The organism is Polaromonas sp., from assembly GCF_030689685.1.
GTDB lineage: Bacteria > Pseudomonadota > Gammaproteobacteria > Burkholderiales > Burkholderiaceae_C > Polaromonas.
In genome coordinates, this window is record NZ_JAUYEY010000010.1 from 32,458 (window position 1) to 46,716 (window position 14,259).

16 protein-coding genes are annotated in these 14,259 nt (G+C 64.8%); 12 read left to right on the forward strand and 4 right to left on the reverse strand.

The window, feature by feature from the left end:
- Positions 1-8: 8 nt before the first annotated feature.
- Positions 9-788, reverse strand: coding sequence for an orotate phosphoribosyltransferase (gene pyrE, locus Q8O29_RS02890; RefSeq protein WP_305560553.1), 780 nt, complete (start codon positions 786-788; stop codon positions 9-11).
- A 9-nt stretch (positions 789-797) separates the two neighbouring features.
- On the opposite strand from pyrE, the gene Q8O29_RS02895 reads away from it, so the two are divergent.
- The gene (locus Q8O29_RS02895) at positions 798-1,676 is read left to right on the forward strand and encodes an exodeoxyribonuclease III (RefSeq protein WP_305560554.1); all 879 of its coding nucleotides are present in this window, start codon (positions 798-800) and stop codon (positions 1,674-1,676) included.
- Here Q8O29_RS02895 and Q8O29_RS02900 read toward each other — a convergent pair.
- Genes Q8O29_RS02900 through Q8O29_RS02910 form a run of 3 tightly spaced genes read right to left on the reverse strand, consistent with a single transcriptional unit; the run spans position 1,666 to position 4,162 of the window.
- Positions 1,666-3,093 carry a sensor histidine kinase gene (locus Q8O29_RS02900; protein ID WP_305560555.1) on the reverse strand — a complete coding sequence of 476 codons (1,428 nt, stop codon included), beginning with the start codon at positions 3,091-3,093 and terminating at the stop codon, positions 1,666-1,668. The two genes, Q8O29_RS02895 and Q8O29_RS02900, sit on opposite strands and share 11 nt — an antisense overlap.
- Positions 3,090-3,752 (reverse strand): response regulator transcription factor, encoded by a 663-nt coding sequence (locus Q8O29_RS02905; RefSeq protein WP_305560556.1) that lies wholly within the window; start codon positions 3,750-3,752, stop codon positions 3,090-3,092. The genes Q8O29_RS02900 and Q8O29_RS02905 overlap by 4 nt, the downstream gene beginning before the upstream one ends.
- A gap of 17 nt (positions 3,753-3,769) precedes the next feature.
- Positions 3,770-4,162 (reverse strand): PepSY domain-containing protein, encoded by a 393-nt coding sequence (locus Q8O29_RS02910; RefSeq protein ID WP_305560557.1) that lies wholly within the window; start codon positions 4,160-4,162, stop codon positions 3,770-3,772.
- A 140-nt stretch (positions 4,163-4,302) separates the two neighbouring features.
- Here Q8O29_RS02910 and Q8O29_RS02915 point away from each other — a divergent pair, with 140 nt between their 5' ends.
- The 11 genes from Q8O29_RS02915 (at position 4,303) to Q8O29_RS02965 (ending at position 14,259) form a co-directional block, all read left to right on the forward strand.
- Positions 4,303-4,725, forward strand: a complete 423-nt coding sequence (locus Q8O29_RS02915) for a DUF1924 domain-containing protein (protein WP_305560558.1) — start codon at positions 4,303-4,305, stop codon at positions 4,723-4,725.
- A gap of 29 nt (positions 4,726-4,754) precedes the next feature.
- A complete protein-coding gene (locus Q8O29_RS02920; RefSeq protein ID WP_305560559.1) occupies positions 4,755-5,273 on the forward strand; it encodes a diheme cytochrome c in 519 nt (172 codons plus the stop codon).
- A gap of 17 nt (positions 5,274-5,290) precedes the next feature.
- Complete coding sequence (locus Q8O29_RS02925) at positions 5,291-6,046, forward strand: cytochrome b/b6 domain-containing protein (RefSeq protein ID WP_305560560.1); 756 nt, start codon at positions 5,291-5,293, stop codon at positions 6,044-6,046.
- Positions 6,047-6,104: 58 nt separating this feature from the next.
- Entirely contained in the window at positions 6,105-6,269 is a 165-nt protein-coding gene (locus Q8O29_RS02930) for a rubredoxin (protein ID WP_305560561.1), read from the forward strand.
- Between the two features lie 189 nt (positions 6,270-6,458).
- Positions 6,459-7,634, forward strand: a complete 1,176-nt coding sequence (locus Q8O29_RS02935) for a TRAP transporter substrate-binding protein (protein ID WP_305560562.1) — start codon at positions 6,459-6,461, stop codon at positions 7,632-7,634.
- A 7-nt stretch (positions 7,635-7,641) separates the two neighbouring features.
- Positions 7,642-8,214, forward strand: coding sequence for a TRAP transporter small permease subunit (locus Q8O29_RS02940; RefSeq protein WP_305560563.1), 573 nt, complete (start codon positions 7,642-7,644; stop codon positions 8,212-8,214).
- Entirely contained in the window at positions 8,211-9,536 is a 1,326-nt protein-coding gene (locus Q8O29_RS02945) for a TRAP transporter large permease subunit (protein WP_305560564.1), read from the forward strand. Before Q8O29_RS02940 ends, Q8O29_RS02945 begins: the two co-directional genes overlap by 4 nt.
- A 243-nt stretch (positions 9,537-9,779) precedes the next feature.
- The gene (gene atzF / locus Q8O29_RS02950) at positions 9,780-11,525 is read left to right on the forward strand and encodes an allophanate hydrolase (protein ID WP_305560565.1); all 1,746 of its coding nucleotides are present in this window, start codon (positions 9,780-9,782) and stop codon (positions 11,523-11,525) included.
- A 49-nt stretch (positions 11,526-11,574) separates the two neighbouring features.
- Positions 11,575-12,582: an ABC transporter substrate-binding protein gene (locus tag Q8O29_RS02955; RefSeq protein ID WP_305560566.1), complete on the forward strand. Its 1,008-nt coding sequence runs from the start codon at positions 11,575-11,577 to the stop codon at positions 12,580-12,582.
- Between the two features lie 4 nt (positions 12,583-12,586).
- Positions 12,587-13,435 carry an ABC transporter permease gene (locus tag Q8O29_RS02960; RefSeq protein WP_371134136.1) on the forward strand — a complete coding sequence of 283 codons (849 nt, stop codon included), beginning with the start codon at positions 12,587-12,589 and terminating at the stop codon, positions 13,433-13,435.
- A gap of 2 nt (positions 13,436-13,437) precedes the next feature.
- Positions 13,438-14,259: an ABC transporter ATP-binding protein gene (locus tag Q8O29_RS02965; RefSeq protein ID WP_305560567.1), complete on the forward strand. Its 822-nt coding sequence runs from the start codon at positions 13,438-13,440 to the stop codon at positions 14,257-14,259.

The following is a 14,259-nucleotide window of genomic DNA, read 5'->3' on the forward strand; positions in this document are numbered from 1 at the left end:
TTGATTCCTCAATCAACGCCGTAGCGCTGCCGGTAGTCCAGCACCCGCTGGTAATGAGTCTGAAGCAAGTCGCCGCCGTTTGACTCCAAACCACCAGCAGGCGCCTTGCCCGCCTCAGCCAGATACTGCAACAAGTCGGTCAAGCGGGCAATCGCAAAAACGTGAAGACCCAGCTCGCGGGTGACAAACTGTACGGCGCTGTAAGCCACATCCTGGCCGTTTTCGACTGCCTTCTCCTGCCGGTCCAGCGCGATGGCCACCGCATGCGGCGTGGCGCCAGCGGCGCGGATGATGGCAATCGACTCGCGTGTCGCGGTGCCAGCCGAAATCACGTCGTCAATGATCAACACCCGGCCCTTGACGGGTGCGCCGACCAGCGTGCCGCCCTCGCCGTGGTCCTTGGCTTCCTTGCGGTTGTAGGCAAACGGCACATTGCGGCCGAGACGCGCCAGCTCCACCGCCACCGCGGCGGCCAGCGGGATGCCCTTGTAGGCCGGGCCGAAAATCATGTCGAACTGCAGGCCGCTGGTTTTCTCCTGCAGCAGCAGGCCGCGCGCATAAAATTGCGCCAGCCGGCCCAGCTTGGCGCCGTCGTCGAACAGGCCCGCATTGAAAAAGTAGGGGCTCATGCGACCAGCCTTGGTCTTGAACTCGCCGAAGCGCAACACGCCGGAGGCGATGGCGAACTCGACGAATTCCTGCGCCAGCGTCCGGCGCTCGTCGTCTGGCGTGCCGTCCCGGGGTAAAGGATTGCCGGCCGGCGCTGGCGTGCCCGTTGTTATGCTCATTGGAGTCCCATGTTTAAGTTGACCAGTCTGAACCTCAACGGCATCCGTTCTGCCGCCAGCAAGGGCATGACCGAATGGGTGGCCCAGACCCAGCCGGATTGTATTTGCATGCAGGAACTCAAGGCCCAGGCCGCCGATGTGGCCGGGCGCTTCGAGGACATCGCCGGCCTCAAGGGGCACTTTCACTTCGCGGAGAAAAAAGGCTATTCCGGCGTCGCCATCTACACGCGCCACGAACCCAGCGACGTGATCACCGGTTACGGCTCCCATGAATTCGACGCCGAAGGCCGTTATGTGGAGCTGCGTTTTGACCGGCCCGGCCGCAAGCAGGCGCCCAGACTGTCCATCATCAGCTGCTACTTCCCCAGTGGCTCTTCCGGCGAGGAGCGCCAGGCCGCCAAGTTCCGCTTCCTGGCCGAGTTCTACCCCTACCTCGCCAAGCTGAAGAAGACGCGCGACTTCGTGCTGTGCGGCGACATCAACATCGCGCACCAGGAGATCGACCTGAAGAACTTCAAGGGCAACAAAAAGAACAGCGGCTTCCTGCCCGAAGAACGCGCCTGGATGTCGGAACTGCTGCGTGACGCGGAGGTGGCGGATGAAGCCATTGAAGAAATGACAGGCGGCACCGGGCAGCCAACGACAACAGCCACACGCGGCGGCGGCATGGTCGATGTCTACCGCAAGCTGCAACCCACGGCCACCGACGAGGCCTACACCTGGTGGAGCAACCGCGGCCAGGCCTATGCGAAAAATGTCGGCTGGCGGCTGGACTACCACCTGGCCACGCCGGCGGTGGCGGCGCTGGCCCAAAGCGAGACAATTTACAGGGCGCAGCGGTTTTCCGACCATGCACCGATCACCGTGGACTACGCCCTCACACTTTGACACCGGCAGCAGGCGCCTGGACGGCCGGCAGGCGCAAGCTGGCACGCAATCCGCCGCCTGCGGCTGGCTGCAGGCTGAGCTCACCGCCGTACAAGCCGACCAGGTCCTGCACGATGGCCAGGCCCAGCCCCGTACCGGGAACCGACTCGTCCAGGCGCACGCCCCGGGCGCCCACCAAAGCAAGATGTGCGGCGTCAATTCCGGGACCATCGTCCTCGACATCAACCTGCAACTGAAGGGGCCGGACGCCGGTCAGCGGTCGGGCGGCAATCGTCACCGTTGAACGGGCCCACTTGCAGGCGTTGTCCAGCACATTGCCCAGCATTTCCTGCAAGTCCTGCTCCTCGCCGGCAAAAAACAGCGCTGCGCCACCGGCTTGCAGGGTGATGGTGATGCCTCTTTCGGCGTGGACCCGCGCCATCACCCGCACCAGGCCGGCCAGCACCGGCCCGACCGCGGTGCGCTGGCCGGGCAGGCGCTGCGTCGCGGCCACCCGGGCGCGGGCCAGGTGCCAGTCGATGTGGCGGCGTGACAGCCCCACCTGTTCCCTCACCAGCCGGGCCAGTTCGCTGCCCGGCCCTGCCAGCGTCCCCGCCGCGGCCTGGTCCAGCACCGACAGCGGCGTCTTCAGCGCATGGGCCAGGTTGCCCGCCTGGGTGCGCGCGCGCGTCACCACCTCGGTGTTGCGGTCAAGCACGTCGTTGAAGTCGTCGATCAGGGGCTGCACCTCGGCGGGAAAGCGGCCCTGCAGGCGCTGCGCCCGCCCCTCATGCACATCGGCCAGCGCGCGCTGCATGGCGCGCAGGGGTGCCAGTCCCACCGCCACCTGCGCCAGCGCCGCCAGCACCAGCAAGACCAGCAGCACCGCCAGCGACGCCGCCATCACGCCATTGAAGCTGTCCACCGCCCCGGTGACTTCCTGCATGTCGGCCGCGACCACGATGCGCCAGCGGTCATCGGGTTGTTCGGCGATCCGCACCTTGCGCTCGAGCATCAGCAAGGGGGCGTCCAGCGGACCCTTGCCCTGATGCACATGCACCGCGCCATCGGCCAGTTCGTCGGCGAGCAGCGACAGGCTGGTGTCCCACAGCGAGCGCGAGCGCAACACGCCCGCGCGGGACAGGCCGTCGGCGGTGATGCGGTCCAGCTGCCAGTACAGCCCCGAATAGGGTTTCAGCCAGCGCGGGTCGGACAGGGTCCGGGTATCGATCAGCGGCTGGCCGCTGGCATCCAGCTCGAGCCGGGCGGTCAGTTGGTCAAGCTGCTGGGTCAGGGTGGCCTCGAACTGCCGCATCACGTGATCGCGAAACAGGCCGCTGAGCAACACGCCCGCGAGCAGCAAGGCCAGCGCCAGTGCGGCCAGTGTCGCGGCCAGCAGCCGCAAACGCAGCGACGTGGCCCGGCGCCAGATGGTCATGGCGGCGGCACCAGCCGGTAACCCAGCCCGCGCACCGTCTCGATCAGCTCGGGCGGCAGTTTGCGGCGCAGGCGGCCTACGAAAACCTCGATGGTGTTGGAGTCGCGCTCGAAGTCCTGGGCGTAAATGTGTTCGGTGAGTTCGGTGCGCGACACCACGGCGCCGGGTCGGTGCATCAGGTAGTCGAGCACCTTGTACTCGTGGCTGGTCAGGTTCACCGGCTGGCCGGCCAGCGTGACGCGACCGCTGCGTGTGTCCAGCGCCAGCGCGCCGCACTGCAGCACCGCCGAGGCCAGGCCGCCAGCGCGGCGGATCAGCGCGCGCACACGCGCCAGCAGCTCCTCCATGTGAAAGGGCTTGGTGAGGTAGTCATCGGCCCCGGCGTCGATGCCGGCCACCTTGTCGTGCCAGTTGTCACGCGCCGTCAGGATCAGCACCGGCATGGTTCGCCCGCCGTCACGCCAGCGCTGGAGCACGGTCAGGCCATCGAGCACCGGCAACCCCAGGTCGAGGACCACGGCGTCGAAGGCTTCGGTGTCTCCCAGGAAGTGGGCGTCGCGGCCGTTGTCGGCCTCGTCCACCGCATAACCGGCTTCCACCAGCCCGGCACGCAGCTGGGCACGCAGCGTGGGTTCGTCTTCAACCAGGAGGATGCGCATGGGCTGGCAGCGGGGTGTCAGGGGCGCGTGTCACGGCCGCTGCGCGCGTCGCTTGTGCTGCCGCCCCTGGTGGACAACAGGGCGGCAGTCCGGGCATCCAGCTTGAGCTTGACCAGCTGGCCCTGCGGCTGCAGCAGCTTGACTTCGTAGACCCAGCGGCCTTCCTCCTGCTCCAGTTCGACTTCCATGACCTGGCCCGGGTGCTCGCGCTCAAGCAGCTCGAGCACTTTGCCCAGTGGCAACACCTCACCGGCCTGGAGCGCCTGGCGCGCACGGTTGTGGTCGTCCCTGCCGCCCGACCAGGCTGGCTGCAGCCCCAGGCTGCCAATCAGCAGCGCCAGCACCCACAAGGCGCCCCGCAGCGGGCGGCGGCGCTTGCCGACAAGGACGAAAGGCAGGATGAAGGTCATGACGGGATTGTCCTGCAGCCATTGTGAACCGCAGATGAACGACGTCTTCAGGAAGGGTTCAAGCGCCTTTGCCAAAAATACATGCCATCCCCTGCAAGACCTGCCAACACCCACTCAACCCGAACGCAGAAAGCCCAGCCATGACCCCGATACGCAGCTTCTTTCCCGCAGCCTTGCTGCTTGCCGCCACGCTGGCCAGTGCGCTGCTGCCCGCCACCAGCCAGGCCGGCGACACCACGCCTGCAGAGCAGCTCAGCCACTGGAGCGCCCAGGCCGGGTCCCCCGGCAACGCCGACAAGGGCCGGGTATTTTTTTCCGCCAGACACGGCGGTGAATGGTCCTGTGCCTCATGCCACGGCGCGCCACCCACGGCGCAGGGCAAACACGCCAGCACCGGAAAGTCGATCACACCGCTGGCTCCGGCTTTCAACCCCAAGGCATTCACCGACAGCGCCAAGGTGGACAAATGGTTTCGCCGCAACTGCAAGGATGTGCTGAGCCGCGAATGCAGCGCTGGCGAAAAGGCCGACGTGCTGGCCTACCTCAACAGCCTCAAGCCCTGAGCCATGCTTTTCCCCACCGGAGTTTCTTCATGAACACCCTCCCCCCTGTCCGCGGCCTGCTGATCGCCGCCACCTGCGCCCTCGCTGCGCTGCCCGCCCTGGTCCGGGCCGACAGCAGCCGCTTGCTGCCGGGCAACATGCCTGCGGCCTACACCCAGGAGTGCGCCGCCTGCCACACCGCCTATCCGCCGGGCATGTTGCCTGCCCGCTCCTGGGAACGCATCATGACCAACCTGGACAAGCACTACGGCACCGACGCCTCGCTGGACGCGGCCACGGTGCAACAGCTCAGCAGCTGGCTGAAGGTCAACGCGGGCACCTACAAACGCGTGGCGCAAGAGCCGCCGCAGGACCGCATCACCCGCGCGGCCTGGTTTGAACGCAAACACCGCAAGGTCGATCCCGCTGTCTGGAAACACGCCAGCGTCAAGAGTGCTGCCAACTGCGCGGCCTGCCACACCGCGGCCGACAAGGGCGACTACAACGACGACAACATCCGCTTCCCGGCCGGGCTCGATACCCGTTATCGCCGGGCCTGGAACGACTGACTCGAAAGACAACCACCATGCATGCCACCCCTTCCATCCACACCACCGCGCTGGCCGCGCCCGCAGCGGCCACCCCAGGCCGCCGGGTGATCGACGCGCCCACGCGCATGTTCCACTGGCTGTTTGCGCTGAGCTTTCTGGGCGCCTACCTGACCGCTGACGGCGAAAGCTGGCGTCTGTTGCATGTCACGCTCGGCTACACCCTGGCCGGCCTGCTGGTGTTTCGTGTGTTGTACGGCCTGCTGGGTCCGCGCCAGGCGGGCCTGGGCCTGATGTGGCGCAAGCTGGCCGGCGCACCGGCGTGGCTGCGCTCGCTCACGCAAAGCCGGTCCTTGGCCGACATCAACTGGCGGCAGGGCCAGAACCTGTTGATGGCGCTGGCCGTGGTGGCGCTGCTGCTGATGGTGCTGCCGCTGACGCTCAGCGGCTATGCCACTTACAACGACTGGGGCGACTTTCTCGGCGGCGACTGGCTGGAAGAGGTTCACGAATTTTTCGGTGAAGCGTTTTTGTTTGTCGTGCTGGCCCACCTGGCGCTGATCGCGGGCCTGAGCCTGCTGCGGCGGAAAAACCAGGCCCTGCCCATGCTGACCGGCAGGATAGCCGGCAAGGGACCGGACCTGGTGCAGAAGAACCGTGTCTGGCTGGCCGCCCTGCTGCTGCTCGCCGTGCTGGCCTACGGTGGCTGGGAGTGGCAGCAATCACCGAACGGCCTGATCTCCAGCAAGACCTGGAACGACGCGGCAACCGGGCAGGCCCACGATGAAGACTGACAGGGTGCGCGCCCCACTCCCATCACTCGATCACTCCATTACTCCCGGTGAGGAATCCATGAACGTCTACCTGTGTGTCGTCTGCGGTTTCATCTATGACGAGGCGGCTGGCCGGCCCGAAGACGGGATCGCCCCGGGCACGCCCTGGGCCGCCGTGCCCGCCAACTGGACCTGTCCGGAATGCAATGTCGGCAAGAGCGACTTCAGCATGGTGCTGATCTAAAGCCTGTCAAGGCTGGCCGGGCAGCCTGAAGCACCGGACTTCAATCCCGAGTCAAAGCCGCGTCCGCTGACCCAGCCATCCAGCCGGAGCGGAACACGTCCTCTGTGGGGCCTGCACCAGGGCCTGTAGGGAGGCCCCTACAGAGGGAAAACCGCCTGTTGTTTAACCCTTCCGTGGCACGCTGTTTGCATGCTAACCCTTGGCGTAACCATCCCGTTTGCGCAGCAGGCCCTGTCTTATCAGCCTCACTACTTCAAGGACTACCGCATGACTTCCACACGCCGCTCCATGTTGACCCGGGCCTCTGTCGCCGCCGCTGCCGGCACGGCGCTCGGCTTTCCGATGATTGCCCGCGCCCAGCAGAATTTCAGCTGGAAGATGACCAGCGCCTACGGCAAGGGTTCCCCCTTCTACATGGAAGGACCGGGCAGTGCGACCGACCTGGCCAAACGCATCGACACGATGTCGGGCGGGCGCCTGAAGATCCAGGTGTTTGGCGCGGGCGAGCTGATACCCGCGCTGGAAGGCTTCGACGCGGTGCGTGCCGGCACGGTGGAAATGAACCATGCCAACAGCTACTTCTGGACCGGCAAGACCTTTGCCGCGCAGTACTTCACCGCCGTGCCTTTTGGCCTGAACTTCCAGGGCATCAACGGCTGGCTCTACGACGGCGGCGGCCAGCAGTTGTGGAACGAGGTGTATGCGCCCTTCGGCATGGTCGCCATGCCCTGCGGCAACACCGGCGTGCAGATGACCGGCTGGTTCAAGAAGGAGATCAAGTCCAGCGCCGACCTCAAGGGCCTGAAGATGCGTATTCCCGGCCTGGCCGGCCGTGTGTATGCGGCCCTCGGCGTCGATGTGAAACTGCTGCCCGGCGGCGAGATCTTCCCCGCGCTGGAGCGCGGCGTGATCGACGCGGCCGAGTTCGTCGGCCCCTTCCAGGACCGCAAGCTGGGCCTGCACAAGGCAGCCAAATACCTGTACACCACGGGCTGGCACGAGTCGGCGACGGTGTCGGAACTGCTGATCAACAAGGCCGCCTGGGACAAGCTGCCCAAGGACCTGCAGGCGGTGGTGGAAAACGCCGCGGCCGCGTGCAACGTCATCAGCGAGGCCTGGTGCCAGCGCAACAATGCCGAGGCCATGGACGACCTGGTGAAAAACCAGGGCGTGATCGCCAAGCCGCTGCCCGCCGAGGTGCTCAAAAAGCTGCGCGAAGTCACCAATCAGGTGCTGGCCGAGGCAGTGGCCAAGGATGCCATGACCAAAAAGGTGCACGACTCCTACATGGCGTACAAGAAAAAGTACGACGCCTGGGCCGGCTACAGCGAAGGCCCGTACCACGACAAGATCCTGACGGCCTGAACCAGTCATGACGAATCTGACAACTGCCGGCGCCCCCGGGGGGGCCGCCGGGCTGGCCCGCGCCTTTGTGGCGCGTGTCGAGCGCACCGTGGACCTGATCGGCCGCGCTGCTTCCTGGCTCACGCTGGCCATCGTGGTGCTGATGGCCATTGATGTGCTGATGCGTTATGCCTTCAGCATCGGCTCGGTCTGGGCCCAGGAGCTCGAGTGGCACCTGCTGGCGCCGTTGGTGCTGTTCGGCATGACCTACGCGCTGCTCAAGGGTGAACATGTGCGTGTCGATGTTTTTTACGCGCGTTACACGCCGCGCGCGCAAGCCGCGGTGGACCTGCTGACGGCGCTGCTGGCCATCGCGATGGCGGCGCTGGTGATTCGTTATTCGATCCAGTTCGTGACCCAGTCTTATGTGATCAACGAAATCTCGTCCGACCCGGGAGGCCTGACGCACCGCTGGATGCTCAAGGCACTGATCCCCGTGGGTTTTGCGGTGTTCGGCCTGATGGCAGCGGCGCAGGGTGTCGGCGCTGCGCTGCGCCTGTTCGACCCGCAACCGGCCCCCACCCCGGAGGGCACGCCATGAGCATGAACGAATGGCTGGCAATCGGCCTGCTGATCGGCTTTTTCCTGATGCTGATGGGCGGCATCCCGGTCGGCATCACGCTGGCCGCCAGCGGCTTCATTTTTGGTTTCATGGGTTTCGGTGAATCGCTGTTCAACCTGCTGCCGGCGCGCATATACGGCGTGGTCGCCAACTACCAGTGGCTGGCGATCCCGCTGTTTGTCTTCATGGGCGTGATGCTGGAAAAATCGCGCCTGGCCGAAGACCTGCTCGACGTGATCGGCCACCTGGCCGGCGGGCTGCGCGGCGGCATGGCGCTGGGCATCATCGGCGTCGGCGTGCTGATGGGCGCGACCACCGGCATCGTCGGCGCGACCGTGATCACGCTGGGCCTGCTGACGCTGCCGACGCTGCTGCGGCGCGGTTACGACCCGGCGATCTCCTGCGGCGCCATCTGCGCCTCGGGCACGCTGGGCCAGATCATCCCGCCCAGCCTGGTGCTGATCCTGCTGTCCGACATCATGCAGCTGTCGGTGGGCACGCTGTTTGCCGCAGCGGTGCTGCCGGGCCTGATGCTGGCCGGGCTGTATGTGAGCTGGATCGTGGTCTACGGCATGATCCGGCCCGACTCCATGCCGCCGGTGCCGCAGGCCGAGCGCGACGCGGTGTCACGTGCGCAGCTGTGGCTGCGCGTGCTCAAGGTGGCGCTGCCGCCGGTGGCGCTGGTGCTGTCGGTGCTGGGCTCCATCATCGGCGGCGTCGCGGCACCGACCGAGGCCGCCTCCATGGGCGCGCTGGGCTCCATCCTGGTGGTGGCACTGGCGCGCCGCCTCTCGCTGTCAGTGCTGCGCGACGTGATGCAGACCACCACGCGGATCTCTGCGATGGTGCTGTTCATCCTGATCTGCTCGCAGGTCTTCAGCCTGGCGTTCCGCGGCCTGCAAGGTGAAAAGCTGATCGAGGACCTGTTCGCGTTTTTGCCGGGCGGCATCAACACCGCGATCTGGTTCCTGATGGGCCTGATCTTCGTGCTCGGCTTTTTCATCGAGTGGATCGAGATCAGCTACATCGCCGTGCCGCTGTTCTTGCCGATCTTCGCGGCCGCCGGTGTCGACATGGTCTGGCTGGCGATGATGATCACCGTCAACCTGCAGACTTCGTTTCTGACGCCGCCCTTCGGCTGGGCGCTGTTTTTCCTGCGCGGCGTCGCGCCGCCCGGTGTGACCACGCGGCACATCTACCTCGGTGTGATTCCGTTCGTGGGGCTGCAGATCCTGGGCATCGTGCTGGTCTTTTTCTTCCCGGCGATAGCGACCTGGCTGCCGAAGGCCATCGGCTGGTAAGGCCTGCGGCATCGCCGGTCGGCGCAGGTGCTATTAAAAAAGTAGCTACCTCCTCCCACCAGTCATGGGCCAGCGGCATTTTTGATACATAAATGCAGGGCACCTGCGCTGAGCGCGCAGGCGCGCCCGGCTGTGGCGCGGGCAAGGTAGCACCGCTGGTCAGCGACGCCACCATCACTTGGCACGGCCCTTGCATCTCATCTTGTACACAAGTATGGATGCTTTAAATTGGTGCACCCCGTCATGACCCTCGATTCCGCCACATCCGACCCGGCCTGGGCGGATGAGGCCTGGATCCACAAACCGGCGCAAGCTGTCCTGTCGGCAGCCGACGAGGCGGGGACGGGCCCGCTCGCGGGGTTGCGTTTTGCCGTCAAGGACAATATTGATGCTGCCGGACTGCCCACCACGGCGGCCTGCCCGGCCTTTGCCTACACGCCGCCAGCCCATGCCGCTGTCGTGCAAAAGCTGCTCGATGCTGGTGCACAGCTGGCCGGTAAAACCAACCTTGACCAGTTTGCTTGCGGCCTGAACGGCACACGCTCACCGTTTGGCGCCGTGCCCAATGCGCTCAACCCGCTGTATGTATCGGGGGGGTCCAGCTCGGGCTCGGCCTATGTGGTGGCCACCGGTCAGGTGGACTTTGCGCTGGGTACCGACACCGCCGGCTCCGGCCGGGTGCCGGCCGGCCTGAACAACATCGTCGGCCTGAAACCCTCGCGCGGCCTGATCAGTGCGCGCGGCGTGGTGCCAGCCGCGCAAAGCGTGGACTGCGTGTCCATCTTGGCGCGTACCGTCGCCACCGCCGTGCGCGTGCTGGAGGCCGCCATGGGGCACGACCCGCTTGACGCCTGGTCGCGCAAACTGGTGATGGCCAGCAAAGCCTGGCCCGCTGCCTTCCGTTTTGGTATTCCGTCGGCGCCGGAGTTTTATGGTGACGCTGCTGCCGAGGCGGCGTTCGGGGACGCCATCGTTCGCCTGCAGGCTATGGGCGGCACCGCCGTGCCCGTCGATTTCCGCCCGCTCGCCGAGGTAGCGTCGCTGCTTTATGAAAGTGCGCTGGTGGCCGAGCGTTACACCGCCATCCGCGGTTTCTTTGATGCGCACGAAGGCGAGGTGATCGAGCCGGTACGCAGCATCATTGCCGCCGGCCGCAACTACAGCGCCGCTGATCTTTATGAGGTGCAAACCCGCGTCAAGTTGCTGGGCCAGCAGGCCGATGCCATGTGGGCGCAGACCGATTGCCTGCTGGTGCCGACCGCACCTACGCATTACACGATTGCGCAGATGCAGCGGGACCCGGTGGCGCTGAACCGCAAGCTCGGCGCCTATACCAACTTTGTCAACCTGCTCGACTACGCAGCGCTGTCGGTACCCAGTTCAATGCGGGCAGACGGCCTGCCGTTTGGCATCACCCTGATCGGGCCCTCCGGCAGCGACTGGCAACTGGCCGAGCTTGGCCAGCGTTACCACCACCAGACAGGATTGCTGCTGGGCGCAACCGGGGAGCCCTTACCGGCCATGCAGCCGGTTGCCGGGCTCAGCCCTCACCCCACCCCTCTCCCAACGAGCGAGAGAGCTAAAACCGTGAAGGTGGCCGTCGTGGGGGCGCATTTGTCGGGCATGCCGCTAAACGGTCAACTGACCCAACGGGGCGCCACGCTGGTTTGCAACACTGAAACCGCAGCGCATTACAGGCTGTATGCCTTGCCCGGCACCACGCCGCCCAAACCCGGCTTGCTGCGCGTAGCCCCCAACCAGGGCGTGCGCATCGCGCTGGAAATCTGGGACATGCCGCTGACCGAGTACGGCTCGTTTGTCGCCCTGATTCCCGCGCCGCTGGGCATAGGCACGCTGGAACTCGGCGACGGCAGCAGCGTTCAAGGTTTTGTCTGCGAGGTCCAGGCCCTGCAGGGCGGAGCTCGTGACATTTCTCACCTTGGCGGCTGGCGTGCCTATATCCAGTCGCTCAAACCCCTGGCGGTCTGACGCCTTCTTTGCATCGTTTTATCAACCACTTCACTTCCAAGGAGCTTCCATGACGACCCCCAGCTCAACTTCCACCGCCACGGCCACCCGTAGAAAAACCCTGGTCACAGGCGCTGCCCTGCTTGGCGTGCTGGGCATGCCCGCCATCGTCCGTGCCCAGGCCGGCCCCAATATCCGCATCGGCTACTGGCCTATCGCCGCCGGCCTGCCCTTTTATACGGCGGTTGAACTCGGCTACTTCAAGGAAGCAGGGCTGAACGTGGAAGTATTGAAGTTCGCCGGCGCCCAGCAGATCATGGAAGGCATGCTGGCCGACCGTTGTGACGGCAGTGCCAATGGCACCGGCTCAGGCAATATTGCTGTGGGGGAGCTGGCAGCGCCCGGCAGTTTCAAGATTTTCTGCGCCAACCCCAGCAACGTGAAAAACGTGCTGGATCAGGTGATTGTTCCTGTCGCAAGCACCGCCAAAATCATGGCCGACCTCAAGGGCAAGCGTATAGGCTCAGGCCCCGGTATCCAGAATGTGACATTGGCCAAGACGGTGCTGGAGCGCGGCGGCGCCACCGGCGCCACCGTGGTCGAGCTACCCATTGGCCAGCACATCGCAGCGCTGGCGGCAGGCCAACTAGATGGCGCCTACACACTGGAGCCCACCGGCACCATCGGCCGCCTCAACGGCACCACCCGCGTGCTGGAAGCCGGCGTGATCTCCCGCTATGTGCTGGGCGACCCCATGGCGCCCTGGTTTGGCGGTTCCGCATCGCTGACATCGAGCTTCATCAAAAAGCACCCAGCCGAAACGAAAAAATTCATCACCGCCTACGGCAAGGGTGTCACCTATGTGCGTACCAAGGCGGTTGAGGCACGTCAGTACCTCAAGGGCTACACCGCCATCGAGGGCGCGCTGACCAGCGAGGTGCCGCTGGCGGCCTACACCATGTACAACGAGTTCACGCCAGCCGACGTGGCCCACTTTCAGAAGTTTTTTGACCTGTTTTTCGAGCGCGGCATTTTTGCCTCGCGCCTGATGGTTGACTCCATGCTTTACAAGGGCTAAAGCGGTGGATGCCCACTCTTCCATCGCCGCCGCAGCGACGGCGCCGGGCAAACCGTGGGCGCCGCCCGCGACAGCGCCGGTCGGCAGCGCGCCGCGCAAGCCGTCCTGGGGCAAGGCCTTGCCCTTCATTGGCCCGGTGGTGCTGTTTATCGTCTGGGACCTGGTGGTGCGCCTGGGCTTTATCAAGGCGATTTTGCTGCCACCGCCGCTCGATGCGATGGGCGCCCTGATCAACGGCCTGGCGGGTGGGCCGCTGCTCAAGGACTTTCTGGTGACGGTCTGGCGCACGGTTCAGGCCTTCCTGATTGCTGCCGCCGTGGGCATGCCGCTGGGGGTTTTGCTCGGCAGTTCAGAAAAAGCCTACCGCAGCGTCGAGTTTCTGATTGACTTCTTTCGCTCGACACCGTCCTCCGCGCTGATCCCGCTGTTCCTGATGATCTTCGGCGTATCGGACGTCAACAAGGTGGCCATTGCGGCCTTTGGCGCGCTGCTGATTGTGGTGTTCAACAGCGCTTACGGTGTCATCAATGCGCGCAAGCAGCGGGTGATGGCGGCCAAGGTCATGGGCGCCTCGCGCTGGCAGGTGTTCAAGGACGTGCTGATCTGGGAAAGCCTGCAGCCGAGTTTTGTCGGACTGCGCTCGGCGGTGTCGATGGCGCTGGTGATCGTGATTGTGGCCGAGATGTTTATTGGTGCCGACAGCGGCTTGGGCAACCGCATCATCAACTCGCAACAGGTCATGAATGTGAAAGACATGTATGCGTCGATTCTGGCGGCAGGTGCGCTGGGTTATGCGCTGAATATCCTCTTTCTCGTCGTCGAGCGCCGTATTGTTCACTGGAGTGGAAGGTAGCCATGTCTGCAGTTCTCAACGCCCCTGTTTTTGCCGATGTGCCTGTGCCCCAGTTCAAGCCCGGCCCGGCCGGCACCCACATCACGATACGCGGACTGACCAAATACTTTGCCGGTTGGCCGCTGTATGAAGACTTCAATCTGGACATTCCGAAACACAAGATTGTTTCGGTGTTCGGCCCCAATGGCTGTGGCAAATCCACCCTGATCAACATGATCGCCGGCCTGGTGCCGATTGACGCCGGTGAAATCCTGTTTGACGGCAAGTCGCTGAAAGACACCAAGATCGGCTACGTCTTCCAGAACTACCGGGAGGCGATGTTCCCCTGGATGCGCACCATCGACAACATCGCCTACCCGCTCAAGCTGGAGGGCAAGTCCAAGGCTGAGGTGGACAGGCGCATGGCCGAACTGGTGGCGTCGTTTGACGTGAAGTTCGACCTGAGGCGTTATCCGTATGAGCTTTCTGGCGGACAGCAGCAGACCGCGTCCATCATGCGAGCGCTGGCGCCCAAGCCCGAGGTGCTGTTTCTCGATGAGCCGTTTTCTGCGCTTGATTTTGAAATGACATTGTTCATCCGCGAAAAACTGCAAGAGGTCTTCATGCAGACCGGCACCACCATGCTGCTGGTCTCGCACGACCTGGAAGAGGCGGTGTACCTGGCCGACCAGGTGTTGCTGCTGACCAAGCGGCCGACCCGCGTCGCCGAGATCCTGCCCTACGACGATGCCCGGCCGCGCACGGTGGAGACGCTGTCCGAGCCGGGCTTCATCAGCGCCAAGAAACTGAGCCTGGAAATTTTCCAGCGCGAAGTGCGGCGCTGA

Bases quoted from the DNA above. Each gene is read 5' to 3' on its own strand.
- pyrE (WP_305560553.1), bottom strand. From the start codon at position 788: ATGAGCATAACAACGGGCACGCCAGCGCCGGCCGGCAATCCTTTACCC.
- Q8O29_RS02895 (WP_305560554.1), top strand. From the start codon at position 798: ATGTTTAAGTTGACCAGTCTGAACCTCAACGGCATCCGTTCTGCCGCC.
- Q8O29_RS02900 (WP_305560555.1), bottom strand. From the start codon at position 3,093: ATGACCATCTGGCGCCGGGCCACGTCGCTGCGTTTGCGGCTGCTGGCC.
- Q8O29_RS02905 (WP_305560556.1), bottom strand. From the start codon at position 3,752: ATGCGCATCCTCCTGGTTGAAGACGAACCCACGCTGCGTGCCCAGCTG.
- Q8O29_RS02910 (WP_305560557.1), bottom strand. From the start codon at position 4,162: ATGACCTTCATCCTGCCTTTCGTCCTTGTCGGCAAGCGCCGCCGCCCG.
- Q8O29_RS02915 (WP_305560558.1), top strand. From the start codon at position 4,303: ATGACCCCGATACGCAGCTTCTTTCCCGCAGCCTTGCTGCTTGCCGCC.
- Q8O29_RS02920 (WP_305560559.1), top strand. From the start codon at position 4,755: ATGAACACCCTCCCCCCTGTCCGCGGCCTGCTGATCGCCGCCACCTGC.
- Q8O29_RS02925 (WP_305560560.1), top strand. From the start codon at position 5,291: ATGCATGCCACCCCTTCCATCCACACCACCGCGCTGGCCGCGCCCGCA.
- Q8O29_RS02930 (WP_305560561.1), top strand. From the start codon at position 6,105: ATGAACGTCTACCTGTGTGTCGTCTGCGGTTTCATCTATGACGAGGCG.
- Q8O29_RS02935 (WP_305560562.1), top strand. From the start codon at position 6,459: ATGCTAACCCTTGGCGTAACCATCCCGTTTGCGCAGCAGGCCCTGTCT.
- Q8O29_RS02940 (WP_305560563.1), top strand. From the start codon at position 7,642: ATGACGAATCTGACAACTGCCGGCGCCCCCGGGGGGGCCGCCGGGCTG.
- Q8O29_RS02945 (WP_305560564.1), top strand. From the start codon at position 8,211: ATGAGCATGAACGAATGGCTGGCAATCGGCCTGCTGATCGGCTTTTTC.
- atzF (WP_305560565.1), top strand. From the start codon at position 9,780: ATGACCCTCGATTCCGCCACATCCGACCCGGCCTGGGCGGATGAGGCC.
- Q8O29_RS02955 (WP_305560566.1), top strand. From the start codon at position 11,575: ATGACGACCCCCAGCTCAACTTCCACCGCCACGGCCACCCGTAGAAAA.
- Q8O29_RS02965 (WP_305560567.1), top strand. From the start codon at position 13,438: ATGTCTGCAGTTCTCAACGCCCCTGTTTTTGCCGATGTGCCTGTGCCC.